Raw genomic sequence first — 22,200 nt, 5'->3', positions numbered from 1 at the left:
CATGCCGCGCATTCCCGTCGTCACCGCCGACCAGGCGGGTCCGGTCACCCGCGTGCTGTACCGCGTCGTCGCACGCCGGTACGGCGCCGTGCCGGAACCGTTCGCCGTCACCGCCCATCACCCGAAACTGATGCGTGCCTACGGCGTGTTCGAGGTGCTCGCCGAACGCGCTTCCACCGTGTTGCCGACCAGTGTGCGCGAACTCGCCGTCTACCGGGTCGCCGTGCGGCTGGGCTGCTCGTGGTGCATCGACTTCGGCACGATGCTGCAGCAGCACGACGGGCTCGACATCGACCGGCTGAAAGCCATCGACGACTACGCCGAGTCGCCGCTGTACACGCGGCCCGAACGGCTGGCCCTGGCCTACGCCGACGCGATGACCGACACCCCGATCGCGGTGACCGACGAGCAGGTCGCCGAGCTGGAACGCGAGTTCGGCCGGGCGGGCGTGGTCGAACTGTCGCTGCAGATCGGCCTGGAGAACATGCGCGGTCGGTCGAACGCCGCGCTCGGGATCGTCGACCAGGGGTTCACCTCCGGCGACGCCTGCCGGGTAGAACTCGGCGAGGTCAGGCCGGAGGGAACGGCAGGCGCGTGAGCTTGTCCGGGTTGGCCTGGTCGTAGATCGCCACGACCCGGCCGCCGGAGACGGCGACGGTCTGCACGTGGGCGTCGAGGTCGCGGTAACCGTCGCCGCCCGGGGAGGGCGGCAGGTGCATGCCGAGGTCGCCGTTGACCAGCACCGGCCGGGCGGCCGCGAAGGCCCCCGGCCGGTAGACGGTGAGCAGGCCCGCGAAGAACCGGGCGATCCGGTCGGCACCGGACATGACGCGCCGCGCGGTGCGGGCCTTGCCGTCGGAGTCCCCGATGAGCACCACGTCGGGGTGCAGCACCCGGGCGACCGCCCCGACGTCGCCGGTCGCCATGGCGGCCAGCAACTCCTCGACGACCCGTCGTTGTTCGTCGCCCGCGCGGGCAGGTGCATCCGCCTCGCGCGCCGCGCGCCTGCCCCGGGAGGCGTACTGCCGGGCGGCGTCGGAGCCGCAGCCGAGGATCCCGGCGATCTCGGCGAACGGTACGCCGAACGCGTCGTGCAGCACGAACGCCACCCGTTGCTCGGGCGGCAGTGTGTCGAGCACGACCATCGCGGCCATTCGGGCGCCGTCGTCGGCCACGACGGCGTCGAGCGGATCGGGCCTGCCGTCGGTGGCGGTGACGACCGGTTCGGGAAGCCACGGGCCCACGTAGCGTTCGCGGCGGGAGACCGCGGACCGGAGGCGGTCGAGGCACAGCCGGGCGACGACGGTCGTCAGCCACGCCGTCAGGTCGCGGATCTCCGCGCGCCGTTCCTCGTCGAGGGAGGTCAGCCGCAGCCACGCGTCCTGCACGGCGTCCTCGGCGTCGGCGAGTGAGCCGGTCAGCCGGTATCCCACGCCGATGAGGTGGGTGCGTGCTTCGGTGAACCGGGCGGCCTCGTCGGGCGCCTCCGCCGGAGTGTCGGACATGCGCAGAGTATGCCCGATCGGAGGCGCTGCGGTCCTGGCCTAAAGTGGGGGCGTGGCGGGACGGATCCGGGACAGCGACATCGCGCAGGTACGCGAACGCAATCGGATCGACGATGTCGTCGGCGAGTACGTGGCGCTCCGGCGTGCGGGCGGCGGTGCCCTGAAGGGCCTGTGCCCCTTCCACGAGGAGAAGACACCGTCGATGAACGTGCGCCCGACGCACGGCACCTTCCACTGCTTCGGCTGCGGTGAGGGCGGCGACGCCATCAAGTTCATCATGCAGATCGAGCACCTGCCGTTCGTCGAGGCGGTCGAGCGGCTGGCCGACCGCATCGGGCTGCAGCTGACCTACGAGGGCGGCGGCCGCGACGTGCGCAGGGAGAACCGCGGGACGCGGTTGCGGCTCGTCGAGGTCCACAAGGCGGCGCAGGCGTTCTACGCCGAGCAGCTCGCCACGCCGGAGGCGGAGACGGCGCGGACGTTCCTCAAGGAGCGCGGCTTCGACCAGCCGGCGGCCGCCCGGTTCGGTTGCGGGTTCGCCCCCGGTGGCTGGGACAAGCTCACCAAGCATCTGCTGAACCAGGGCTTCGAGCTGGCGGAACTGTACAAGGCGCAGATCTCCAAGGAGGGCCGAAGCGGGCCGATCGACCGGTTCCACCGGCGGTTGGTGTGGCCGATCAAGGACCGCGGGGGCGACGTCGTCGGGTTCGGCGCGCGCCGGCTGTTCGACGACGACCCGATCCAGGCCAAGTACCTGAACACGAGCGAGAGCCCGATCTACAAGAAGTCGCAGGTGCTGTTCGGCCTCGACCTGGCCAAACGGGAGATCGCGAAACGGCACCAGGTGGTCGTCGTCGAGGGCTACACCGACGTGATGGCGATGCACGAGGCGGGCGTGCCCACCGCCGTCGCGTCGTCGGGCACCGCGTTCGGCGAGGAGCACATGCGGGTGCTGCGCCAGCTGATGATGGACGACGACGCGTTCCGCGGCGAGGTCATCTTCACGTTCGACGGTGACGAGGCGGGGCAGAAGGCGGCGCTGAAGGCGTTCGAGGGCGACCAGACGTTCGCGGGCCAGACCTACATCGCGATCGCGCCCGAGGGCATGGATCCGTGCGAGCTGCGGCTGAACAAGGGCGACACGGCCGTGCGCGACCTGGTCTCGCGGCGGATCCCGCTGTTCGAGTTCGCCATCCGCAGCCTGCTGGCCGAGTACGACCTCGACTCGGTCGACGGGCAGGTCGCCGCGCTGCAGCGCACCGTCCCGTTGGTCGCGCAGATCAAGGACCGGGCCAAACGGGACGGCTACGCGACGAAGCTCGCCTGGTGGACCGGCTGGCAGGACGAGGCGATGGTCGTGCGGCGGGTGCGCGAGAGCGCGGGCGCCCCGGTGAAGGCGGCCGGGCGCAAGCCGCCGTCGCGCGAGACCGGCTCCGAGAACGGGCAGGCTCCCGCGTTCGCCCGGCCCGACCCGCGTGACCCGGAGCGGACGGCCCAGCGTGAGGTGCTGAAGGCCGCGTTGCAGGAGCCCGCCCTCGCGGGCCCGCAGTACGACACGTTGCCCGAGGACGCCTTCACCCACCCCGCCTACGTGGCGGTGCACCGTGCGGTGCTGGCCGCGGGCGGGACGAGCGCGGGCCTGTCCGGCTCTGCGCTGCTCGAGGCGGCGGCGCAGCACGCGGAGAACCCGGGCGTGACGTCGCTGCTGTCGGAGCTGGCCGTCGAACCGCCCCAGTCGGTCGGGGAGGCCGACGCGCGGTACGTGCAGTCGATGTTCTCGGCCGTGCAGGAGAACCTCGTCGGACGGCAGGTCGGCGAGCTGAAGTCGAAACTCCAGCGACTGTCGCCTGTGGACTCCCCGGACGAGTATCGAGACCTGTTCGGGGACCTCGTGGCACTCGAGGAGTACCGGAAGGCGCTCAAGGGCCAGGCCGCGGGCGGATTCGAATGACGCTGTCGCGGTGGTGGCGCCGGATCTCCGGCCCGGCGGTGCCGGACGACGTGCGCGGGGCGCTGGATCCGGACGAGGACGTCGTCGCGGCCGCGGAGGCCGACCACGGTCACGTCGTCGTGACCCGACTCGGGCTGTGGCTGCCCGGCGAGACCGGTCCGCGACGGGTGGACTGGCACCTCGTCAGCAAGGCCGCGTGGGACGCGGACACGCTCACGGTGGTCGAGGCCGTCGAGACCGAGGAGGCGGGCGGTGCGGTGCTGCTGCGCGACCTGCCGCCGGTGCGAGTGGCGGTCCCGCGTGCCGGGCGGCTCCCCGAGCTCGTGCGGAGGCGGGTCGAAGGATCGATCCGTGCTCGCCACCGCACCGACCTCGCCGACGGCGGGGGAGCGTGGTTCGTGCTGCGCAAGGTGCCCGGAGCCGACGGCGTGATGTTGCAGGCGCGACCCGACCCCGGCACGGACGTCGAGGCGGTGCGCGCCATGGCCCGGGAGGCCGCCGAACAGCTGTCCGGCGGTTCCTGAGTCCGGCGTCGTCGGGAAGACGAGCCGTCGAGACAGGGCCGTCCAGACAGGGCCGTCGAGAGGACGGGCCGTCGAGATGGGGGCCTGTTGTGAGCGCACCCTTGTAGCAGTACGGTCGTACCGTATGTGGGACCCTGCGGCGTACTTGACCTACGGCGACCTGCGCGGAAGACCGTTCCACGAACTGGTCGCGCGGATCCCGGCAGAGCGGCCTCGGCGGGTGGTCGACGCGGGATGCGGGCCCGGCAACCTCACCGTGACGCTGGCGCGAAGGTGGCCGTCGGCGCGGGTCGAGGCGTTCGACAGCTCGCCGGAGATGGTGGAGGCGGCGCGGGCCCAGGGGATCGCCGCGACGGTCGCCGATGTCGTCGACTGGACGCCGGAGCCCGACACCGACGTGCTGGTCAGCAACGCGACGTTGCAGTGGATCACCGGCCACGCGGACCTGTTGCGGCGCTGGGCCGGCCTACTGCCGTCGGGGGCGTGGCTGGCGATGCAGGTGCCCGGCAACTTCGATGCGCCCTCCCACGTGTTGACGCGCAGGCTCGCCGCGAGCGAGCGCTGGCGCACGAGGTTGGCAGACGTTTCGTTGCGCGGCGCGGACGCGGTCGGCGCCCCCGAGGACTACGCCGACCTGCTCGCCGACGCCGGCTGCACGGTCGACGCCTGGGAGACGACGTACGTCCAGCGACTCGAGGGTGACGACGCGGTCCTGGAATGGATCTCGGGCACGGCCTTGCGGCCGATCCGGGCGGCGCTCGCCGACGCGGACTGGGAGACGTTCCGCGGTGAGCTCGCCGAGCTGCTCGCGGAGGCCTACCCACAGCGCGCGGACGGGACGACGTGGTTCCCGTTCCGGCGCGTGTTCGTCGTCGCGCGAACGCCGTGACCGGATCGGTCCGCCGTCGGCGCCGACGGCGGACCGGCATCGGCTCAGCGCTGCGCCGACCGTCCGAACGGCACGCGCTCGCCCATCTTCTCGCCGAGCTTGGCACGCGCGACGCCCGCGGCGCCCTGCACGGCGGGATGATCGGCGACCTTGCGGTAGGTCCGCACGATCTGCTCGTACCGGGCGTGCCCGGCGCGAGCGCCCAGAACATAGCCGACGGCGGCGCCCAGCAGGAACTTGTTCATGGCGGGTGAGCCTCCTCGTGGCTGTTTCACTGAAGAGGCCATTGTCCACCGTCCGGACAATCGGCGGGGCGATACCCGGGTGCAGCGTCCGCTACCTGGGCGAACTCGGTGCGGTCCCAGGGGTCAGGACCCCCGTGTCACGGCCTCGCCGACATGGTCTATAGTTGGTATCCGTCGGAGGGCAGAGATCCGGCGACAACAGAACATTCCCCCATAGCTCAATCGGCAGAGCATTCGGCTGTTAACCGGAGGGTTGTTGGTTCGAATCCAACTGGGGGAGCATCCGCCCAGGTCATAGGCCTGGGCGTTTCGTTTTCATGAGTGATGCGCAGGTTCGCTCGCCAGGACGTCTCCTCGTCGCCGAGCGGCCCCGAACCCCGGCGATGGCGCGTAGCACTGCGCAGGGCTCGTCGGCCGGGCGCTCACCCGGGTGCCGCGCCCCGGATGCGGCGGCACACGGGTGGATGGTCCACCGGTGCGGTGCGGCCGTCACGAGCCGCCGGCCTCACCTTCCCGCTGGGCCCGTTCGAGGTCCTCATCGGACAGTACGCGGGTGTCGGGGTCGCCACGGGAGCTGCTCGGCCCGAACGCCAACCCGTCCATGTACGGAGTCGGGTTGTCTCGCCGAACGTCGAGGAACTCGCGGGCGTAGTGTTCGCGCGCGCCGTCGACCGTGCGCTGTCCGGTGACGAGATCGTGGGCGAGGTTCAGTGCCAGGAAGTTCGCCTGTTCGTCGTGGCAGCGCGCGGATAGTTCCCCGATCGTGCGGTCGACGACGACGCTTCCGTCGAACCGCGCGAGCGTCTCCACTTTCTCGACCGGAACGTCGTAGTCGAGGAACGACTCCACGGAGTCGATGTGCGGAACGGGAAACCGGTGCCGGTGGAACTCCTTGGACGCCTCGGTCCGCTTCCACGGCCCGACGTCGAACCATCGCAGCAGGGTCGGTGTGCTCTCGTGGGGTCGGCCGTACGTGTCGATGACGAGTTCCGCGGCTTCCCTCGACTCGTCGGGCCAGTTCTCCAGCACTGCGGCGCTGTCGGTCGCGGTCATGACGGTGCTCCCTTCGGACAGGGTCTTGGACAAGGCAGGTGCCGGTGCCCGTGGTGCCGGGCCCCGACCCGGTTTCGGTGGTGCCGGTCGGGGCAAGCCCGCGGGACATGCGGGATCGACACGGAGACGGACAGCCGATGGTCGCGGCGGTACGCGGGGCCGTCGCCGCGATGTGCATGAGCGGCATGCGTGAACTCACCGTCCGGGCGGGCCTGGTGGAGGCGACACCCCCGGAGATGATCACCGACGAGCACGCTCCGGCCGCCGTGCGGCGCTTGCCACGCCGCGGCCGGGACGTGCTGGTGGTGGTCGCCCACTGGGCCTACGGCGCCACCGGCGGCGTGGTGTTCGACAGAATCCCGGAACGCGTGCGGAGTCGCCCCGGGGCGGGGCCGGCCTACGGTGTGGTGTTGTGGCTCGGGTTCGAGTTCCTCGTCGTGCCACTCAGCGGCCTCCGCTTCCGGCACGGCGGAAGCGTCGGACAGCGGGTCGCCTTCGCGGCCGATCACATCCTGTACGGCGCGGTTCTCCAGGGTGGCGGGCGGCGGCATGTCAGTCGTCGGCAACGACCTTGAAGAACGTGCTGCCGCCGCCGTCGGCACGGGTCTTCTGGTAGACGAGCGCCAGGCCCTCCTTGTCGAACTTGTCGAACCAGGAGTCCCACGTGATGTGCTCGAGTTCGTCCTCGCCGGCGCCGCCCGGGAAGTCGAAGCGGAGGACGCCCGCCGCGTCGGAGTCTTCGGTGCCGCGCACGGATGCGGGCACACCGTCGTTGGACTCGACCCACTGCCGGATCTCGTCGTGGTCCTTCGTGGTGCGAGTCTCGGGTGTCATCGCGGTTCTTCCTCCTCGAGTCCGGTCGGCTTCGTTGCCCGCCGTACCCGCACCCCCACCGTCGACAAACCCACGGGTGTCCGAAGTGGACTTCGTCGCGGTGTTTCGTCCCGGGGTCGCCGCCGCGTACGGGGGCACGCGCGTACGGGGGCACGGACGTTTCCGGCGGTCGGGACACGGGTACGTGCTCCGAGCATGGAGGCCGACATCACGATCACCGTCGACGGTGAGCAGCACCGGCTCGTCACGGACACGCGCACGACACTGCTGGACGCCCTGCGGGACCGACTCGGCGTGTTCTCGCCCAAAAAGGGCTGCGACCACGGCCAGTGCGGGACGTGCACGGTGCTGCTGGACGGGCGGAGAGCCACGACCTGCCTCGCACTCGCCGTCGCCCACGACGGTGCCCACGTCACCACCAGCGCAGGACTGGCGGCCGACGAGCGTGGCCAGGCGCTGCACCAGGCTTTCCTCGATCACGACGGGTTCCAGTGCGGCTACTGCACCCCCGGTCAGATCTGCTCGGCCGCCGGCATGCTCGACGAGGCCGGTGCCGGCTGGGCCAGCGCCGTCACCGAGGACGTCCGCGCCGAGCCGGAGCTCGACGAGGCGGAGATCCGGGAACGGATGAGCGGGAACCTGTGCCGCTGCGGCGCCTATGCCGGCATCGTGGAGGCCGTCCGCGAGGTCGCCGAGCACGACGGCAGCCGTGCCGGCGGTGAGGTGGCGAACCGATGACCCGGTCGATCGAACGTGTCGCCGCGGTCGGCACGGCTCCGGAACGCGTCGACGGCAGGGCCAAGGTCGCCGGGAAAGCCCCGTACGCTTACGAACATCCGGTCGAACGGCCCGCCTACGCACACCCGATCCAGGCCACGATCGCCGCGGGCAGGGTCCGCGGGATCGACACCGCACGAGCGCTCGCGGTCGACGGGGTGCACACCGTGCTGACCCCGGACAACGCTCCGCCGCTGCGCCGGGGCCAGGACGCCGAGCTCGAGATCCTGCAGGCCCCGGACGTGGCGTTCCGCGGCCAGATCATCGGATGCGTCGTCGCCGACACCCCGGAGGCCGCGCGGCACGCGGCCGACCTCGTGGCCGTCGACTACGAGCGCCGCGACCACGACGTGACCCTGGCGAGCGACCGGCCCGACCTGTACCGGCCGGGAGAGGTGAGTCACGAGGCCGACACCGAGGACGGGGACGTCGACGCCGCGCTGGCCGGGGCCGCCGCGCGGGTCGAGGCCGAGTACCGCACCGCGCGGAATCACAACAATCCACTCGAACCGCACACGACCGTCGCCGTGTGGGACGCCGACGGGCTCACGCTCTACGACTCCACGCAGGGCGTGCATTCGTTGCGCAGCGCCGTGGCCGAGGTCTTCGACCTGGACGAGTCGCGGATCCGCGTCCTCGCGCCGTACGTCGGCGGTGGGTTCGGGTCAAAGGGCACGGCCCACGCTCACGTCGTGCTGGCCGCGCTCGCGGCCAAACGCATGTCGGGCAGGCCGGTGAAACTCGCCCTGACCCGCCAGCAGACGTTCACGCTCGCCGGGTATCGCACGCCCACCGTGCAGCGGGTCGCACTGGGTGCCGACACCGACGGCCGGATCGATGCACTCGCGGTGGACGTGGTGGAGCAGACCTCCCGTGTCAAGGCGTTCGCCGAGCAGACCGCCCTTCCCTCGCGCACGATGTACGCCGCTCCCCACCGCCGCACGACCCACCGGATGGCCGCGTTGGACGTGCCGGTGACCTCGTGGATGCGGGCCCCGGGAGTGTGTCCCGGCATGTTCGGCCCCGAGGTCGCGATGGACGAGCTGGCCGAGCGGTGTGGTCTGGACCCGATCGAGCTTCGCCTACGCAACGAGCCGGACCGTGACCCCGAGACCGGGAAGCCCTACTCCACGCGCAACCTTGCGGAGTGCCTGCGTGGGGGCGCGCGCCGGTTCGGGTGGGATGCCAGGCCCGCTGCGCCCCGGCAGACACGGCAGGGGGAGTGGTGGATCGGCACCGGGGTGGCGTCGTCGACGTACCCGGTGCACCATGCGCCCGGGTCCGCTGCGCGGATCGAACGGCGGGCGGACGGGCGGTACCACGTCGGCGTCGGCGCTGTCGACATCGGCACGGGCGCGTGGACGGTGCTCGGCCAGATCGCGGCGGACGCCTTGGGTGTGGACCGCGAGGACGTCGTCGTGACGGTCGGCGACACCGCTCTGCCCTTCGCCTCGGTGGCGGGAGGATCGTCGGGCACGACCAACTGGGGGTCGGCGATCGTGGCCGCAGCGCACGGTTTCCGCGCGCGGTTCGGCGACGACGACCCGCCCGCGGGCTCCGAGCACACCGAGAGCGCCCCGGAGAATCCCGACACCGAACGGTTCGCCATGCACGCGTTCGGCGCGCAGTTCGCCGAGGTGCACGTCAGCGCGGACACCGGAGAGATTCGGGTGCCCCGGCTGCTCGGCGTGTTCGCGGCGGGCCGGATCGTCAACCCGCGGCTCGCGCGCTCGCAGTTCCTCGGCGGGATGACCATGGGGTTGTCGATGGCTCTGCACGAGGAGGGGGTGATGGACGAGCGTCTCGGCATGGTGGTCAACCACGACCTCGCCGAGTATCACGTCGCGACGAACGCCGACGTCCCGTCGGTGGAGGCCGAGTGGATCGACGAGCACGACCCGCACGTCAACCCCATGGGTACGAAGGGGATCGGCGAGATCGGGATCGTCGGCACGGCCGCTGCCGTCGCCAACGCCGCCTATCACGCAACCGGCGTCCGCGTGCGGGAACTGCCGGTCACGGCCGACCGGTTCCTCACCGCGTAGTCGGCCGTCACCGCGTCGTCGGCAGCGGGCTCAGCCTGCGCAGCGTCGCGGTGAGGGCGCCGCGGGCCATCGGGATCTTGAAGGCGTTGCCGGCCAACGGTTCCGCATTCTCGAGCTCGGCCTCGGCGGCGCGGGCGGCGCGGTCGTCGGTGGCGGGTCCGCCCCGGAGCGCGGCCTCCGCGCGGTGCGCACGCCAGGGCTTGTGCGCGAGGCCGCCGAACGCGATCCGGACGTCGCGGACCGTGCCGGCGTCGTCGACGTCGAGCGCGGCGGCGACCGACACCAGAGCGAAGGCGTACGAGGCGCGGTCACGCACCTTGCGGTAGGCCGAATTCGCCGCGAACGGCAGCGGTGGCAGCTCGACGGCGGTGATGAGTTCGCCGTGCTCGAGCACCGTGTCACGTTCCGGCTCGTCCCCGGGGAGCCGGTGGAGCTCCTCGGCAGGCAGACTCCGCGATCCGTTCGGCCCCTGCACGTGGACGGTCGCGTCCAGCGCCACCATCGCCACGGCCATGTCGGACGGGTGCGTGGCCACGCAGTGGCGGGACGCGCCGAGAATCGCGTGGTAGCGCTGGTATCCCTCGAGTGCGGAGCAGCCGGTGCCCGGTTCCCTCTTGTTGCACGGGGTGGTCACGTCCTGAAAGTAGGCGCAGCGTGTCCGCTGGAGCAGGTTGCCGCCGACCGTGGCGAGATTGCGGAGTTGGCCGGAGGCGCCCGAGAGCAGGGCCTCGGCCAGCACCGGGTAACGCGAGCGGACGTCGGGGTCGGCCGCGGTGTCGCTGTTGCGCGCCGTGGCGCCGATCCGCAGGCCCCCGTCGGGGCCCGGCTCGATGTCGTCGAGTGGCAGGCGAGACACGTCGACGAGGTGCTCCGGGGTGGCCACGCCGAGCTTGAGATGGTCCACGAGGTTCGTCCCGCCGCCGAGGAACGACGCGGTCGGGTTCCGCGCCACGGTGTCGACCGCGGCCGACACGTCGTCGGCACGCCGGTACTCGAACGGGATCACGGGTGTCTTCCTTTCCGGTGACGGCCCTGGTCGGCGCCGGGGCGGCTGCGCGCCTCGCGCCTGTCCGGCCTTCCCGCCCCGCCACCGCGCTAAACGGCGAGTACCCCGGGCGGTGGTGTCGCACGCCGGCCGAGTTCCCGGTCGGAACCGCCCTCGCCGACCGCGCGGTCGGACAGGCCTCGACGGACCGACGGCGTGCGAGGCGCCCCGCGGAGCTCTATGTCGCCCCGGTGAGGAAGCCGAGCACGAGCGGACTCGCGACGTCGCGGCGCTCCTCGAAGTAGGCGTGCCGTGCACCCGGAATCAGCTGCAGCGCCGCGCCGGGGATGCGGTGGGCGAGCAGGGGAGCGTTGGCCGCCGGGTTGAACACGTCGTCCTCGCCGTGCACGACGAGGGTCGGCGCGGTGATGGCCGGCAGCGCGTCCCACGCGTCGTGCCGGTGGCTGGCGAGCCGGTGCCGCCGCAGCACGTGCGGCGGTGTGCCGCGCTCGCCGATGGTCCGGTACGGCCCGGGATGCGCGGCGAGCCACTCCGGGGTGTACATCAGCTCGAGCAGTGCCCGCCGGACCGCGGCGGCGTCGTGCTGGGCGAGGCTGCGGGTCACCCCGGCGCTCCGTTCGGCCGCGTGCGGCCCGCCGGGCGAGGTGCAGCCCAGCACCAGCCTGTCGACCCGCGCGGGATGGTCGACGGCGAGCCACTGCGCGACCCGCCCGCCCATCGACGTGCCGTAGACGTGGGCGCGCCGCACCCCGGCCGCGTCGAGTACGGCGACCGCGTCCGCAGCGAATCCGCGAGTGCTGTACGAGTCGTCGTCCGGCTTGTCGCTGTGGCCGATACCGCGATGGTCCATCGTGATCACCCGGAACGCGCCTTCGAAGTCGCCACGCACCGGATCCCACCAGCGCCTGCTGTTGGACTGCCCGGCGATGAGCAGTAACGCGGGCGGGCCGGCGTGCTCCGACTCGGGACCGCCGGCGTCGGGTGGGCGCTCGTCGGGGCCGTGGACCTCGTAGTACAGGGCGACCCCGTCGGCCGCGTGGGCGTAAGGCACGGAGGTGATCGTAGGTGGTGCCGCCGGTGAGGGCGGCCCCACCACGGCCGGGCGGCCCGCGCGGAGCGGCGCCGCGCGGCGAGCCGGACGGCGACGGGAGGCGGGCGTGCCCGTCAGCGCCAGTCGACGACCTCGTTGATCAGCGTCGGGTGTCCCCGCTTGACGTAGTTGACGTACTTGGCCATGTGCTCGTACATCAGGTCGTGCGCCGCGTCGGGCTCGCCGTCCTCGATGGCCTTGGCGATCGCCACGTGTGCGTCGGAGACCTCCTTGCGTCGCGACTTGGGGAACACGATGCCGCTGACCCGGTCGCGGAAGATGTCCGACAGCGACTGGCCGAGCAGGCTGAGGATGCCGTTGCCGGACATCTCGGCGACGAGCCGGTGGAAATCGCCCGTGTACTCGAGGTAGGCGGCATCGTCGTCGACCTTGAGCGATCCGCTGACGCGTCGTAGCTCGTCCATGTACGCCGGGTCCTGGCGCTGTGCGGCCAGCCGTGCCATGAGTGGTTCGACCGCGAGTCGCGCCTCGATCAGCTCGCGGAACGTGGTGCCCTGTGCCTGCAGGTACAGCGTCGCCATCTGTCCGAAGTGGTCGGGCTGGGCGCCGCTGACGATCGGCCCACCGCCCGGCCCGGGTTTGAGCCAGATCAGGCCGTTGACCTCGAGGATGCGCAGCGCCTCGCGCAGCGATCCGCGCCCGATGCCGTACTCCTTGAGCATGTGCGCTTCCGAGGGCAGGTGGGCGCCCGGTTCGAGCCCCTCGGCGCGGATCTTCCGCATGATGCTCCGTGCCACGGCCTGCGCGACCTTGTCGCCCCGCTTGTACGGCCGCTGGCGAGGTTCCAGCGCGTCTTGGTCCATGGGGTGACGATACCGATGATGATCCTGAATCCCTGCGCAGGACCTGCTCGAGCGCCGGGTGTCGTGTCGACAGCCGGTCATTTCCTGAGCATGATTCGCGTTCGGTTGGCGCCCGCGGGGTGGTCCTCCGTGTCGGTCGACGGGACGCTGCCCTGGGTCGCAGACTTCCGCGTTGTCCGCTTTGCGTCCGAGACCATGCTAATCCTTGACATGAATTATGGGGGCACCGCATACTTGCTGAGCATGTGACGCAGGTCTCTCACCTCGAACGAGGTTCGCCTCGCGTCCGCCGGTCCCAACGTTCGCCAGCAGCACAAAGAGGTGCCCCATGGCTCTAGACGAGGCCACCAGTTCACTGCTCGCCCAGCTCGCCGAATCCGGGCAGCCGCCGATCCACGAGATGGATCCGGAGCAGGCCCGCGGCATCACCGCGGCCCTGCGGGAGATGTACGGCCCCGGGCCGGACATGGCGCGGGCCGAGACTCGCTCGATCGACCTTCCCGGCCGCTCGGTTCCCGTGCAGATCCTGGTACCGAACGCCTCGCCGCGCGGTGTCATCGTCTACTACCACGGCGGCGGCTGGGTGATCGGCAGGATCGAGGAGTTCGAGACCCTCGGCAGGCAGCTCGCCGACAAGACCGGGTGTGCCGTGGTGCTCGTCGACTACCGGCTCGCACCCGAGCACCGTTATCCGGCGGCGGCCGACGACGCGTGGGACTCGCTCCGCTGGGTCGACTCCCACCTCGAGGAGATCGCGGGCAAACGGGTGCCGTTGATCGCTGCGGGCGACAGTGCGGGCGGCAACCTCGCCGCGATCGTCGCCCAGAAGGCCCGCTCCGGCGGACCGGAGATCTCCCAGCAGGTACTCGTCTACCCGGTCACCGACTGCGACTTCGACAACTCCTCCTACGCCGATCCCGAGAACCAGCTCATGGTCAGCCGGGACGCCATGATCTGGTTCTGGGACCACTACGCCGACGCCGACCAGCGCGCGAACCCCGACGCCTGCCCGGCGAGGGCCGGTGACCTCTCGGGCCAGGCCCCCGCGGTCGTGGTGACCGCCGAGCACGACGTCCTGCGGGACGAGGGCGAGGCCTACGCGAAGGCGCTCGAGGCGGCGGGCGTCCCGGTCCGGCACCGGCGGTTCCCCGGCCAGATGCACGGTTTCTTCACGATGGTCAACGTGCTGCCGGGCAGTGCGGAGGCGATCGACTACATCGCCTCGGAGATCGACCGCCACCTGTCCGCCGCGGCCTGACGCCGCGACCGTTCCTGCGACTTCCCCGATCCGGTTCGAAGCGCCCCCGCGGGCGCCTGTCCGCTGCTCTTCCGTCCGCCTTCCCGTCGAATGTGAGGACATCGCTCCATGTCTGCTACCAGGAAACTGCCGACCGAGCTGGACGCCGTCATCGTGGGTGCCGGGTTCTCCGGCCTGTATCAGCTGTACAAGCTGCGGAACCTGGGCATGCGCGTGAAGGTCGTCGAAGCGGGCTCCGACATCGGCGGCACGTGGTACTGGAACCGGTACCCCGGTGCCCGTTGCGACGTCGAGAGCATGCACTACTCCTACTCGTTCGACCCCGAGCTCGAACAGGAGTGGGAGTGGACGGAGAAGTACCCGAGCCAGCCCGAGATCCTGTCCTACATCCACCACGTGGCCGACCGGCACGACCTGCGCAAGGACGTCGTGCTCGACACGAAGGTCACCGCAGCGCACTACGACGAGGACAGTGCACTGTGGACCGTGCGCACGGAGTCCGGTGACGAGGTCGGCGCGCGGTACTGCATCATGGCCGTCGGTTGTCTGTCCGTGCCGAAGAAGCCGGAGGTTCCCGGACTCGAACGGTTCCGCGGCGACTGGTACCACACGTGCGACTGGCCGGAGTCCGGTGTGGACTTCACGGGCAAGCGGGTCGCCGTCATCGGGACCGGCTCGTCCGGTATCCAGGCGATCCCGATCATCGCGAAGCAGGCGACCGAACTGACGGTGTTCCAGCGGACGCCGAACTTCAGCCTGCCGACGTTCAACGGGCCCATCGACCAGGGGATGGTCGCCGACATCAAGTCGCGATACCGCGAGATCCGGGAGGAGAGCAGGCAGTCCGGGTTCGGCGTCGCGATCGAACCGCCCACCCGGTCGGCGCTCGAGGTCGACCCCGACGAGCGGCACCACAACTACGAGGAGCGCTGGCGGCGCGGCAACCTCACCGGTGTGCTCCAGGCCTACACCGACCTGCTCGCGGACGAGGAGGCCAACGAGACGGCCGCCGAGTTCGTGCGCGGGAAGATCCGCGAGATCGTCGACGACCCGGAGACGGCCGAGAAGCTGTGCCCGAAGACCTACGCCTTCGGCACCAAGCGGCCGTGCCTGGACACCGGCTACTACGAGACGTTCAACTCCGACCACGTCCAGCTGGTCGACCTCAAGGAAACCCCGCTGGTCGAGATCACCGGCAGCGGCGTGCGCACCAGCGACCGGGAGTACGAGGTCGACAGTCTGGTGCTGGCCACCGGTTTCGATGCCATGACGGGTGCGCTGCTGAACATCGACGTCCGCGGCCGGGGCGGCCAGACGCTCCGGGAGAAGTGGCAGGACGGGCCCGCGCTGTACCTGGGCCTGAACCCGGCGGGCTTTCCGAACCTGTTCACGATCACCGGCCCCGGCAGCCCGTCGGTGCTCTCGAACATGATCGTCTCCATCGAGCAGCACGTCGAATGGATCACCGACCTGGTCGACCACATGCGGAGCAGCGAGCTGCGGACCGTCGAGGCGACCGAGACGGCGGAGAAGGAGTGGACCGACCACGTGCGCGAGGTCGGCGACATGACGCTCTATCCGAAGACCGATTCCTGGTACATGGGGGCGAACGTGCCCGGTAAGCCCCGTTTGCTCATGGCTTATCTCGGCGGGGTCGGCCCGTACTGGCAGAAGTGCCAGGAGGTCGCGGCCAACGACTACGAGGGCTTCGCACTGAGTGCGTGACCTCCGGGAGGAGACATCGATGTTCCGCATCACCGTGCACTACAACCACCCGGATGATCCGGAGAAGTTCCTCGAGCACTACCGGTCCACGCACGCCGTGCTGGCTGCGAAGCTGCCGGGGCTGCGCTCCTACGGCTGGGGCGCGGCGACGACCTTCGACGGTTCGAAGCCGGAGCACTTTCTCGTCGCCGTCATGGAGTGGGACGGCCGAGACGACTGCGCCGCTGCGTTCGCCTCGCCCGAGGGGCAGGCGGCCCAGGCGGACATGGCCAACTTCGCCGGAGCGGGCGTCGACGTCAACTTCCACGAGGTCGTCGACGTCCAGCCGACGGGGAGGGCCTGACATGGGCACCGCGATCGACGACGACCTCGCCGTCCGGCTGGACCGCGTGGAGGCGCTCGAAGAGATCCGGCGGGTGCTGCACGGCTACGGGCACGCGTTCGACAAGCGGGACCTGCCGTGGTTCCTCTCGCTGTGGGCCGAGAATGCGACGTGGTCGCCCGGGCCCGATGCGGTGTTCGAGGGTCGCGACGGGATCCGCACCGGTGTCACCGGTCTGTGGGAGGCCGTGCCCGCATCCCACCACTGGTCGGTCAACTCGGTGATCGACGTCGACGTGGTCGGCGGCACGGCCACGTCCGTGACCGATGTGCTGGCGATGGCGGGCACCGCCGACGGCTGGGCGCAGACCGCGGCGACCTACCGCGACCTGCTGCGCCGGGTCGACGGCCGCTGGCGCATCGCCAAGCGCGAGACCGACATCCACCGCGCCGTCCCCGTCGCGGACCCCGCGAGCTGACCCGTGGGCGGCCCGTGCCGCCGTCGTCGGCGACTCTCCACACCGGACCGAAAGGATATCGATGAAAACCAAGGGTGCGCTCCTGTGGGAGCCGGGAACACAATCGGGCTGGTCGGTCGAGGAGATCGAACTCGACCCGCCGAAGAGGAGCGAGGCGACGGTGAAACTCGCCGCGTCGGGCATCTGCCACAGTGACGACCACCTCGACACGGGCGACATCCCGCTCGACTGGGCGCCGATCCTCGGCGGCCACGAGGGTGCCGGGGTGGTCACCGAGGTCGGGGACCACGTGGCCGACCTGCAGGTCGGCGACCACGTCGTCTGCTCGTTCCTGCCCTCGTGCGGCAAATGCTCGATGTGCGTCGCGGGCAAGGCCAACATGTGCGCGCTCGGCGCCGGTGTGCTCGCCGGCACCTCGCCCGACGGTACGCATCGGATCCACGCCCGCGGCCAGGGCGTCGGCGCGATGTCGTACCTCGGCACGTTCGCGCCGTACGTCACGGTGCCCACGGACGCACTCGTGAAGATCGACAAAGACATTCCGCTCGACAAGGCAGCGCTCATCGGATGCGGCGTGCCGACGGGATGGGGATCGACCATGTACGCGGCCGACCTGCAGCTCGGCGACGTCGTGGTGATCTTCGGTGTCGGCGGCGTCGGCATGAACGCGGTCCAGGGCGCCCGGCACCGCGGCGCGAAGGCCATCATCGCGGTCGACCCGGTGGACTACAAGCGGGATCGCGCGCCGGAGTTCGGTGCCACGCACACCGCCGCCACGGCGGCGGAGGCCGCGCAGCTCGTCGAGAACATGACGAACGGCCAGGGCGCCGACCGGGTGATCGTCACCGTCGGCGTCGCGTACGGCTCCATCCTCGAGCCCGCACAGGCGATGACGCGGCGCGGCGGAGTGTTGGTGCTCACCGCGGCCGCACCCGTCCTGCAGCGCGACGTGCAGTTCGACATGTTCACGTTCGCGATGTCGGGCAAGCGGTTGCAGGGCACGCTCTACGGCTCCACCAACGCGCGCAACGACATCCCGCTGATCGCCGACCTGTATCGGCGCGACGAGATGAAGCTCGACGAGTTGGTCACGCGCACCTACGCCCTGGAGGACATCAACACCGCCTTCCAGGACCTGCGCGAGGGCAAGAACATCCGCGGCGTCATCGTCTACGACTGAGCCGGGCCGACGATGAACGAGCAGGCCGCCGCGCGGCACGAGATCATGGAACTGTCCCACCGGTACGCCCGCGGTCTCGACCGCTTCGACCCGGCGGAGGCGTTGTCGGCCTTCAGTGACGACGCCGTGTGGGACGCGACCCCGGTGGGGCTCGAGCGGTTCGAGGGCAGGGAGGCGATCCGCGGCTTCTTCGAACGGGACGCCGCCTCGGTGGCCGACCAATTCCACATCATCACCAACCACATCGTCGAGTTCGACGGGCCGGACACCGCCCACGGCACGAACTACGTGTTCTCGGAGGGACATTCGGCCTCGGGCGCGAAGTTCCGGGCCGCCGCGCTCAACGAGGACACCTATGTCCGCACCGCGGCCGGGTGGCGGATCTCCTCCCGGGTGATCTCCGCACTCACCCCGCCGGAGCTGGAGGGATTCGAGGCAGGACCGCAGGCGGCCGACACCGACATCGGGCGCAGGCTCATCACGTCGTATCTCGACGCGGTGGGGAGCCTGGACGTCGCGGCGATTCCGGACCTGTTCCACGAGGACGGCGTGCTCGACATCCCGTACGCCCCGGAGGGCATCCCGACGACGTTGCAGGGCCGCGCGGCGATCGCGGAGTTCTACTCGGGCCTGCCGGACCTGGTGACGCCCATGAACTTCGCGTCGTACCGGATCAACGAGCTCGACGTGCCGGGCGAGTTCGTCGCCGAGTACACATCGGACGCCTCGGTGCGGACCACGGGGCTGCCGTATCGCAACGCCTACATCGCCAGGGTGACGGTGCGCGGCGATCGGATCGCCCGCTTCGCGGAGTTCTTCGACCCGATTCCGCTCGTCGTCGCGCTCGGGGGCTCGGTCACTCCGGCCGGGCTCTGACGCAGGTGCGCGGTCCGGTCCGCGCCCGCATCCGCTCGAGAACTCCGTGTCCCCACCAGAACCAGGAGGCCCGAAGACATGGGAATCGCCGACGAACGTACCGAGATCGAGAACCTGCTCGGCGTGTACACCTTCGCCTACGACGAGAACGACATGACTGCGATGGCCGGCTGTTTCACGGCCGACGCCGTCATGTCGATGCGGGTCGCCGACGGCGACCTGGTCGGCCCGTTCGAGGGCCGGGACCAGATCGTCGGCCTGATGGAGAAGTCGCTCGCGTCGCAGGACGACCAGCGGCGGCACCTGGTGTCCAACGTCGTCGTACGTGATCTCACCGACGACACCGCCACGGTGACCTCGTACCTGACGCTGATCTCCATCGCAGGCCAGACGCTGACCGTGCTGTCGACGGCGCGGTACGAGGACGAGCTCGCCCGTGAGAACGGTGCCTGGCGGTTCGCCCGGCGGCACGTCCAGCTCGACCTGCCGTACTGACGTGGCCGCGTCCAGGGACGGATCGGAGGAACCGTGGCCAATCAGGGTTTGATCCCCGCCAAGTGGGCGGCGTTGACGCCCGGCGGGCAGGCGATCTACGACGTCACCGCCGAGCGGAGGCTCACCTGGCGGCAGTTCGACGACCTCGTGCGGCGGTTGGCCAACGGCCTGCTCGCCCGTGGGCTGGCGCCGGGGGACCGGGTGGCCGTGCTGTCGCGCAACTGCGTGGAGTACCAGGCGCTGTACTTCGCCGCGGGCCGAGCCGGGCTGGTGCTGCAGCCGCTGAACTGGCGGCTCGCCGCGCCGGAGCTGGCCGCGATCGTGGCCGACGCCGCACCGCGGGCGCTCGTCGCCGAGGCCGAGTGGTCGGGCGTGGTCGACGAACTGTGCCGGACGGTGGACGTGCCGCACGTGCTGCGGTTCGGGCCGGACGGCGACGGCGGGCTGGAGGAGCTGGTCGAGGCCGCCTCGGACGAGGAACCCGCCTTCTCGGCGAAGATCGGCGACACCGATCCGTTCTTCATCCTCTACACCGGCGGCACGACGGGGCAGGCGAAGGGCGCCCTGCACTCGCACCGGAGCGCGGCCGCGGGGATGTTGAACCAGACCGTGGCCGAGCGCATCGTGCCGTCCGACGTGTACCTGCTGACCGGGCAGTTGTTCCACATTCCCGTCGTGCTCGCGATGAACTACCTCAAGCACGGCTGCCCGCTCGTGATGATGAACTTCGAGGCGAAGCGGGCGCTGGAGGTGATCGAGGCCGAACGGGTGTCGGCACTGCTCGGCATCACCACGATGCTGAACTGGATGATGGCCGTCGAGGGGTTCGAGCGGTACGACCTCTCGAGCCTGCGCAACATCCAGTACGGCGGTGGGCCGATGCCCTCGGCGATCGTGCGCCAGGCACTCGAGGCGTTCCCCTGCACCCTCATCCAGGGCTACGGGCAGACCGAGGGATCGACGATGTGCTTCCTGTCGCAGGAGGATCACGCGTCCGCTGTCGCGGGTGTCCGCCCGGAGCGGCTGCAGTCCTGTGGCCGGGAGGGCTTCGGCACGCAGGTGCGGGTGGTCGACGAGACCGGCCGGGACGTGCCGCAGGACGGGCGCACGCCGGGCCAGATCATCGTCCGGTCCGAGGCGAACATGCTCGGTTACTGGAACCGGCCCGACCTGACCGCCGAGACGCTGCGGGGCGCGGGTACCCCCGACAGCAGGGGCGTCGCCGCCGGGGGCGGGTGGATGTGGACCGGCGACATCGCCACGTGGGACGAGGATCGCTATGTCTACATCGTCGACCGCTCGAAGGACATGATCATCTCCGGTGGCGAGAACATCTTCAGCGTGCAGGTCGAGGAGGCCATCGCGCGGCATCCGGCGGTGCTGGAGTGCGCCGTGATCGGCGTGCCCGACGACGAGTGGGGCGAGTCGGTGAAGGCCGTCGTCGTGCTCAAATCGGGGCAACGGGTGACCGAGGAGGAGATCATCGAACAGGCGCGGGCACATCTGGCCGGGTACCAGAAGCCGAAGTCGGTCGACTTCGTGACCGAGCTGCCGAAGGCGCCGACGGGCAAGATCCTCAAACGGGAGCTGCGTGAGCCGTACTGGGCAGGCAGGGAGCGGGATGTCTGAGCCGGTGGGCGGGGCGGCCGCAACGACGGCCGACGACGTCGCCGCGCAGGTCGGCCGGGCGCTGCCCGGCGGGCGGTTCACCGTCGAGCGGTGGTTCGCGTGGCTGCTGGCCGACGCGGCGCTGGAGCAGCCGCACGCGTCGGCGCCGGACGGAGCGGGCGACGAGCTCGCCCATCCGCTGCTGGCGTGGACGGCGGCGACCCAGGCGATGGGTGTCACGTGGGACGAGCTGTTCGCGTGGTTCGGTTCCAGCGCCGACGACGGGCCGATGTTCGGTGAGCACGAGACGGTGTGGCATGCGCCGATGCGCGTGGGCCGCACCTATCTCGTGTCCGGTGAGATCACTTCGGCCGACCGCAAGTCCGGCCGTAGCGGGGTGTTCGACGTGATCGGCTATGCGTTTCGGCTGCACGACGAGGACAACGGCGCCCACGTGGCCGACTGCTGGAACTCGCTGATCCTGCCGAGGAGGTCCTCGTGAGCGGTCGGGGTGACGACGGCGTGGGGGTGCATCCGGGAGACGGCGTTGCCGTGGCTCATCGCGGTGGGCCCCTCGCCGCGGGCATGCGGCTGCCCGAGTGGGAGGTGCCCGAGGTCGACGCCGAGAAGATGAAGACTACGGCGGCGCTGCTGCGTGATCCCACGCCGATCCACTGGGACACCGCGGCTTTGCGGGCGCTCGGCATGGGCGATCGTGCGATCAACCAGGGGCCGCTGAACATGGCGTACGTGATGAACATGCTGGCCGGGTTCGCGGGCGGGCACGACCGGGTGCGCAGATTGCGCGTGCGCTTTCGCGGCAACGTGCGCGCGGGGGATCGGCTGCGGGCGGGCGGCGTCGTCACCGGCGTGCGCACGCGTCAGCACGGCTCAAGCGGGGAGACCCTGTGCGACTGCGACATCGAGCTGTCCGTAGTGGACGGCGACACGGTGCTGACGGGCACCGCGACCGTGGCGCTGCCGGAGGAGGGGAGCGACGATGAGTGACCGGGACCGGCTGGTGTTCCAGCTCAGTTACGGGGACTGCGACGCGGTGGGCATCGCGTACTTCGCCATCTACTACCGGTGGATGGAACGCACGTACACCTCGTGGCTGTACTCGCACGGCCTGCGCAGCGGGGATCTCGAACCCGACCTGGGGATCGTGACGGTCGGCGTGAGCTCGGGCGCGACCTACCACCGCACGGCGGAGGTGTTCGACGAGCTCGTCTGCCAGGCGGTGCTCGACCGGATCGGCACCTCGTCGTACACGGTCGGCTACGAGTTCACGTGCGACGACGAGCTCGTCACGAGGGGGTTCATGACGTACGCCTGCCGGGACTCGTCGTTCACGAAGGCGCCCGTGCCGGATCGGCTCGCCGGCGTCCTGCGGACGTTGCCGTCACCGAGGTTCGACGTCCCGGAGTCGTGACGGGACGGCCGGAAACCGGGCCGGGACCACGCCGCCGCGGTGGGGAGAAACTCCCCACCGCGGCGGCGTTTTCGTGTGCGGGC

The 22,200-nt window shown here is 70.7% G+C and carries 25 protein-coding genes and 1 tRNA gene; 19 read left to right on the top strand and 7 right to left on the bottom strand.

The features are described from left to right. The first annotated feature begins 1 nt into the window (after position 1). Positions 2-598 (top strand): carboxymuconolactone decarboxylase family protein, encoded by a 597-nt coding sequence (locus FHS23_RS12330; RefSeq protein WP_183653427.1) that lies wholly within the window; start codon positions 2-4, stop codon positions 596-598. On the opposite strand, the gene sigJ is transcribed toward FHS23_RS12330, so the two are convergent. Continuing rightward, complete coding sequence (gene sigJ / locus FHS23_RS12325) at positions 570-1,505, bottom strand: RNA polymerase sigma factor SigJ (RefSeq protein WP_183653424.1); 936 nt, start codon at positions 1,503-1,505, stop codon at positions 570-572. The genes FHS23_RS12330 and sigJ overlap by 29 nt on opposite strands. Before the next feature lie 52 nt (positions 1,506-1,557). On the opposite strand from sigJ, the gene dnaG reads away from it, so the two are divergent. From dnaG to FHS23_RS12310, 3 genes are all read left to right on the top strand, one after another. Next, positions 1,558-3,456, top strand: a complete 1,899-nt coding sequence (gene dnaG / locus FHS23_RS12320; RefSeq protein WP_183653421.1) for a DNA primase — start codon at positions 1,558-1,560, stop codon at positions 3,454-3,456. After that, positions 3,453-3,980 (top strand): hypothetical protein, encoded by a 528-nt coding sequence (locus tag FHS23_RS12315; RefSeq protein WP_183653418.1) that lies wholly within the window; start codon positions 3,453-3,455, stop codon positions 3,978-3,980. Before dnaG ends, FHS23_RS12315 begins: the two co-directional genes overlap by 4 nt. A 124-nt stretch (positions 3,981-4,104) precedes the next feature. After that, entirely contained in the window at positions 4,105-4,869 is a 765-nt protein-coding gene (locus FHS23_RS12310; RefSeq protein ID WP_183653415.1) for a trans-aconitate 2-methyltransferase, read from the top strand. 44 nt (positions 4,870-4,913) lie between these two features. Here the strand turns inward: FHS23_RS12310 and FHS23_RS12305 are convergent, their stop codons facing one another. Next, positions 4,914-5,114 (bottom strand): hypothetical protein, encoded by a 201-nt coding sequence (locus tag FHS23_RS12305; RefSeq protein ID WP_183653412.1) that lies wholly within the window; start codon positions 5,112-5,114, stop codon positions 4,914-4,916. A 207-nt stretch (positions 5,115-5,321) separates the two neighbouring features. On the opposite strand from FHS23_RS12305, the gene FHS23_RS12300 reads away from it, so the two are divergent. Further along, positions 5,322-5,394: transfer RNA gene (locus tag FHS23_RS12300), tRNA-Asn, on the top strand. 209 nt (positions 5,395-5,603) lie between these two features. Here the strand turns inward: FHS23_RS12300 and FHS23_RS12295 are convergent. Further along, a complete protein-coding gene (locus tag FHS23_RS12295) occupies positions 5,604-6,167 on the bottom strand; it encodes a hypothetical protein (protein WP_183653409.1) in 564 nt (187 codons plus the stop codon). Positions 6,168-6,304: 137 nt separating this feature from the next. Between FHS23_RS12295 and FHS23_RS12290 the strand changes: the two genes are divergently transcribed. Beyond that, complete coding sequence (locus FHS23_RS12290; RefSeq protein ID WP_183653406.1) at positions 6,305-6,742, top strand: hypothetical protein; 438 nt, start codon at positions 6,305-6,307, stop codon at positions 6,740-6,742. Here the strand turns inward: FHS23_RS12290 and FHS23_RS12285 are convergent. After that, a complete protein-coding gene (locus tag FHS23_RS12285) occupies positions 6,720-7,001 on the bottom strand; it encodes a hypothetical protein (protein ID WP_183653403.1) in 282 nt (93 codons plus the stop codon). The genes FHS23_RS12290 and FHS23_RS12285 overlap by 23 nt on opposite strands. Positions 7,002-7,196: 195 nt before the next feature. Here FHS23_RS12285 and FHS23_RS12280 point away from each other — a divergent pair, with 195 nt between their 5' ends. Continuing rightward, a complete protein-coding gene (locus tag FHS23_RS12280; RefSeq protein WP_183653400.1) occupies positions 7,197-7,739 on the top strand; it encodes a 2Fe-2S iron-sulfur cluster-binding protein in 543 nt (180 codons plus the stop codon). Beyond that, the gene (locus FHS23_RS12275; protein ID WP_183653397.1) at positions 7,736-9,823 is read left to right on the top strand and encodes a xanthine dehydrogenase family protein molybdopterin-binding subunit; all 2,088 of its coding nucleotides are present in this window, start codon (positions 7,736-7,738) and stop codon (positions 9,821-9,823) included. Before FHS23_RS12280 ends, FHS23_RS12275 begins: the two co-directional genes overlap by 4 nt. A gap of 7 nt (positions 9,824-9,830) precedes the next feature. Here FHS23_RS12275 and FHS23_RS12270 read toward each other — a convergent pair whose 3' ends face one another. The 3 genes from FHS23_RS12270 to FHS23_RS12260 form a co-directional block, all read right to left on the bottom strand. Further along, the gene (locus tag FHS23_RS12270) at positions 9,831-10,829 is read right to left on the bottom strand and encodes an FAD binding domain-containing protein (RefSeq protein ID WP_183653394.1); all 999 of its coding nucleotides are present in this window, start codon (positions 10,827-10,829) and stop codon (positions 9,831-9,833) included. 217 nt (positions 10,830-11,046) lie between these two features. After that, on the bottom strand, positions 11,047-11,880 hold the full coding sequence (locus FHS23_RS12265) for an alpha/beta fold hydrolase (RefSeq protein ID WP_183653391.1): 834 nt from the start codon (positions 11,878-11,880) through the stop codon (positions 11,047-11,049). 113 nt (positions 11,881-11,993) lie between these two features. After that, entirely contained in the window at positions 11,994-12,743 is a 750-nt protein-coding gene (locus tag FHS23_RS12260) for a FadR/GntR family transcriptional regulator (RefSeq protein WP_183653388.1), read from the bottom strand. Positions 12,744-13,071: 328 nt separating this feature from the next. Between FHS23_RS12260 and FHS23_RS12255 the strand changes: the two genes are divergently transcribed. From FHS23_RS12255 to FHS23_RS12205, 11 genes are all read left to right on the top strand, one after another. After that, on the top strand, positions 13,072-14,001 hold the full coding sequence (locus FHS23_RS12255; RefSeq protein ID WP_183653385.1) for an alpha/beta hydrolase: 930 nt from the start codon (positions 13,072-13,074) through the stop codon (positions 13,999-14,001). A gap of 108 nt (positions 14,002-14,109) precedes the next feature. Further along, entirely contained in the window at positions 14,110-15,726 is a 1,617-nt protein-coding gene (locus tag FHS23_RS12250; RefSeq protein WP_183653382.1) for a flavin-containing monooxygenase, read from the top strand. A 19-nt stretch (positions 15,727-15,745) separates the two neighbouring features. After that, positions 15,746-16,069 (top strand): EthD family reductase, encoded by a 324-nt coding sequence (locus FHS23_RS12245; RefSeq protein WP_183653379.1) that lies wholly within the window; start codon positions 15,746-15,748, stop codon positions 16,067-16,069. Between the two features lies 1 nt (position 16,070). Then, positions 16,071-16,526: a nuclear transport factor 2 family protein gene (locus FHS23_RS12240; RefSeq protein WP_183653376.1), complete on the top strand. Its 456-nt coding sequence runs from the start codon at positions 16,071-16,073 to the stop codon at positions 16,524-16,526. Between the two features lie 61 nt (positions 16,527-16,587). Next, positions 16,588-17,706, top strand: a complete 1,119-nt coding sequence (locus FHS23_RS12235; RefSeq protein WP_183653373.1) for an NDMA-dependent alcohol dehydrogenase — start codon at positions 16,588-16,590, stop codon at positions 17,704-17,706. Positions 17,707-17,718: 12 nt separating this feature from the next. Beyond that, on the top strand, positions 17,719-18,582 hold the full coding sequence (locus tag FHS23_RS12230; protein ID WP_183653370.1) for a nuclear transport factor 2 family protein: 864 nt from the start codon (positions 17,719-17,721) through the stop codon (positions 18,580-18,582). 78 nt (positions 18,583-18,660) lie between these two features. Next, entirely contained in the window at positions 18,661-19,077 is a 417-nt protein-coding gene (locus tag FHS23_RS12225) for a nuclear transport factor 2 family protein (protein WP_183653367.1), read from the top strand. A gap of 33 nt (positions 19,078-19,110) precedes the next feature. Next, complete coding sequence (locus FHS23_RS12220) at positions 19,111-20,706, top strand: AMP-binding protein (protein ID WP_183653364.1); 1,596 nt, start codon at positions 19,111-19,113, stop codon at positions 20,704-20,706. Further along, the gene (locus FHS23_RS12215; protein WP_183653361.1) at positions 20,699-21,187 is read left to right on the top strand and encodes a hypothetical protein; all 489 of its coding nucleotides are present in this window, start codon (positions 20,699-20,701) and stop codon (positions 21,185-21,187) included. The genes FHS23_RS12220 and FHS23_RS12215 overlap by 8 nt, the downstream gene beginning before the upstream one ends. Continuing rightward, positions 21,184-21,693 carry a MaoC family dehydratase gene (locus FHS23_RS12210; protein WP_343053854.1) on the top strand — a complete coding sequence of 170 codons (510 nt, stop codon included), beginning with the start codon at positions 21,184-21,186 and terminating at the stop codon, positions 21,691-21,693. The genes FHS23_RS12215 and FHS23_RS12210 overlap by 4 nt, the downstream gene beginning before the upstream one ends. Continuing rightward, on the top strand, positions 21,686-22,117 hold the full coding sequence (locus FHS23_RS12205; protein WP_183653357.1) for an acyl-CoA thioesterase: 432 nt from the start codon (positions 21,686-21,688) through the stop codon (positions 22,115-22,117). The genes FHS23_RS12210 and FHS23_RS12205 overlap by 8 nt, the downstream gene beginning before the upstream one ends. Positions 22,118-22,200: the final 83 nt, after the last annotated feature.

It is taken from the genome of Prauserella isguenensis (genome assembly GCF_014191605.1).
Classification (GTDB): domain Bacteria; phylum Actinomycetota; class Actinomycetes; order Mycobacteriales; family Pseudonocardiaceae; genus Prauserella; species Prauserella isguenensis.
The sequence above is the reverse complement of the archived record's forward strand: the minus strand, read 5'-3'. Positions and strand labels throughout refer to the sequence as shown.

What these genes read in the sequence shown, in the direction of transcription:
- FHS23_RS12290 (WP_183653406.1), top strand. Translation starts at nt 6,305, where the DNA reads ATGGTCGCGGCGGTACGCGGGGCCGTCGCCGCGATGTGCATGAGCGGC.
- FHS23_RS12235 (WP_183653373.1), top strand. Translation starts at nt 16,588, where the DNA reads ATGAAAACCAAGGGTGCGCTCCTGTGGGAGCCGGGAACACAATCGGGC.
- FHS23_RS12245 (WP_183653379.1), top strand. Translation starts at nt 15,746, where the DNA reads ATGTTCCGCATCACCGTGCACTACAACCACCCGGATGATCCGGAGAAG.
- FHS23_RS12305 (WP_183653412.1), bottom strand. Translation starts at nt 5,114, where the DNA reads ATGAACAAGTTCCTGCTGGGCGCCGCCGTCGGCTATGTTCTGGGCGCT.
- FHS23_RS12260 (WP_183653388.1), bottom strand. Translation starts at nt 12,743, where the DNA reads ATGGACCAAGACGCGCTGGAACCTCGCCAGCGGCCGTACAAGCGGGGC.
- FHS23_RS12315 (WP_183653418.1), top strand. Translation starts at nt 3,453, where the DNA reads ATGACGCTGTCGCGGTGGTGGCGCCGGATCTCCGGCCCGGCGGTGCCG.
- sigJ (WP_183653424.1), bottom strand. Translation starts at nt 1,505, where the DNA reads ATGTCCGACACTCCGGCGGAGGCGCCCGACGAGGCCGCCCGGTTCACC.
- FHS23_RS12275 (WP_183653397.1), top strand. Translation starts at nt 7,736, where the DNA reads ATGACCCGGTCGATCGAACGTGTCGCCGCGGTCGGCACGGCTCCGGAA.
- FHS23_RS12225 (WP_183653367.1), top strand. Translation starts at nt 18,661, where the DNA reads ATGGGAATCGCCGACGAACGTACCGAGATCGAGAACCTGCTCGGCGTG.
- FHS23_RS12250 (WP_183653382.1), top strand. Translation starts at nt 14,110, where the DNA reads ATGTCTGCTACCAGGAAACTGCCGACCGAGCTGGACGCCGTCATCGTG.
- FHS23_RS12240 (WP_183653376.1), top strand. Translation starts at nt 16,071, where the DNA reads ATGGGCACCGCGATCGACGACGACCTCGCCGTCCGGCTGGACCGCGTG.
- FHS23_RS12330 (WP_183653427.1), top strand. Translation starts at nt 2, where the DNA reads ATGCCGCGCATTCCCGTCGTCACCGCCGACCAGGCGGGTCCGGTCACC.
- FHS23_RS12280 (WP_183653400.1), top strand. Translation starts at nt 7,197, where the DNA reads ATGGAGGCCGACATCACGATCACCGTCGACGGTGAGCAGCACCGGCTC.
- FHS23_RS12230 (WP_183653370.1), top strand. Translation starts at nt 17,719, where the DNA reads ATGAACGAGCAGGCCGCCGCGCGGCACGAGATCATGGAACTGTCCCAC.
- FHS23_RS12205 (WP_183653357.1), top strand. Translation starts at nt 21,686, where the DNA reads ATGAGTGACCGGGACCGGCTGGTGTTCCAGCTCAGTTACGGGGACTGC.
- FHS23_RS12285 (WP_183653403.1), bottom strand. Translation starts at nt 7,001, where the DNA reads ATGACACCCGAGACTCGCACCACGAAGGACCACGACGAGATCCGGCAG.
- FHS23_RS12310 (WP_183653415.1), top strand. Translation starts at nt 4,105, where the DNA reads ATGTGGGACCCTGCGGCGTACTTGACCTACGGCGACCTGCGCGGAAGA.
- FHS23_RS12295 (WP_183653409.1), bottom strand. Translation starts at nt 6,167, where the DNA reads ATGACCGCGACCGACAGCGCCGCAGTGCTGGAGAACTGGCCCGACGAG.
- FHS23_RS12255 (WP_183653385.1), top strand. Translation starts at nt 13,072, where the DNA reads ATGGCTCTAGACGAGGCCACCAGTTCACTGCTCGCCCAGCTCGCCGAA.
- FHS23_RS12215 (WP_183653361.1), top strand. Translation starts at nt 20,699, where the DNA reads ATGTCTGAGCCGGTGGGCGGGGCGGCCGCAACGACGGCCGACGACGTC.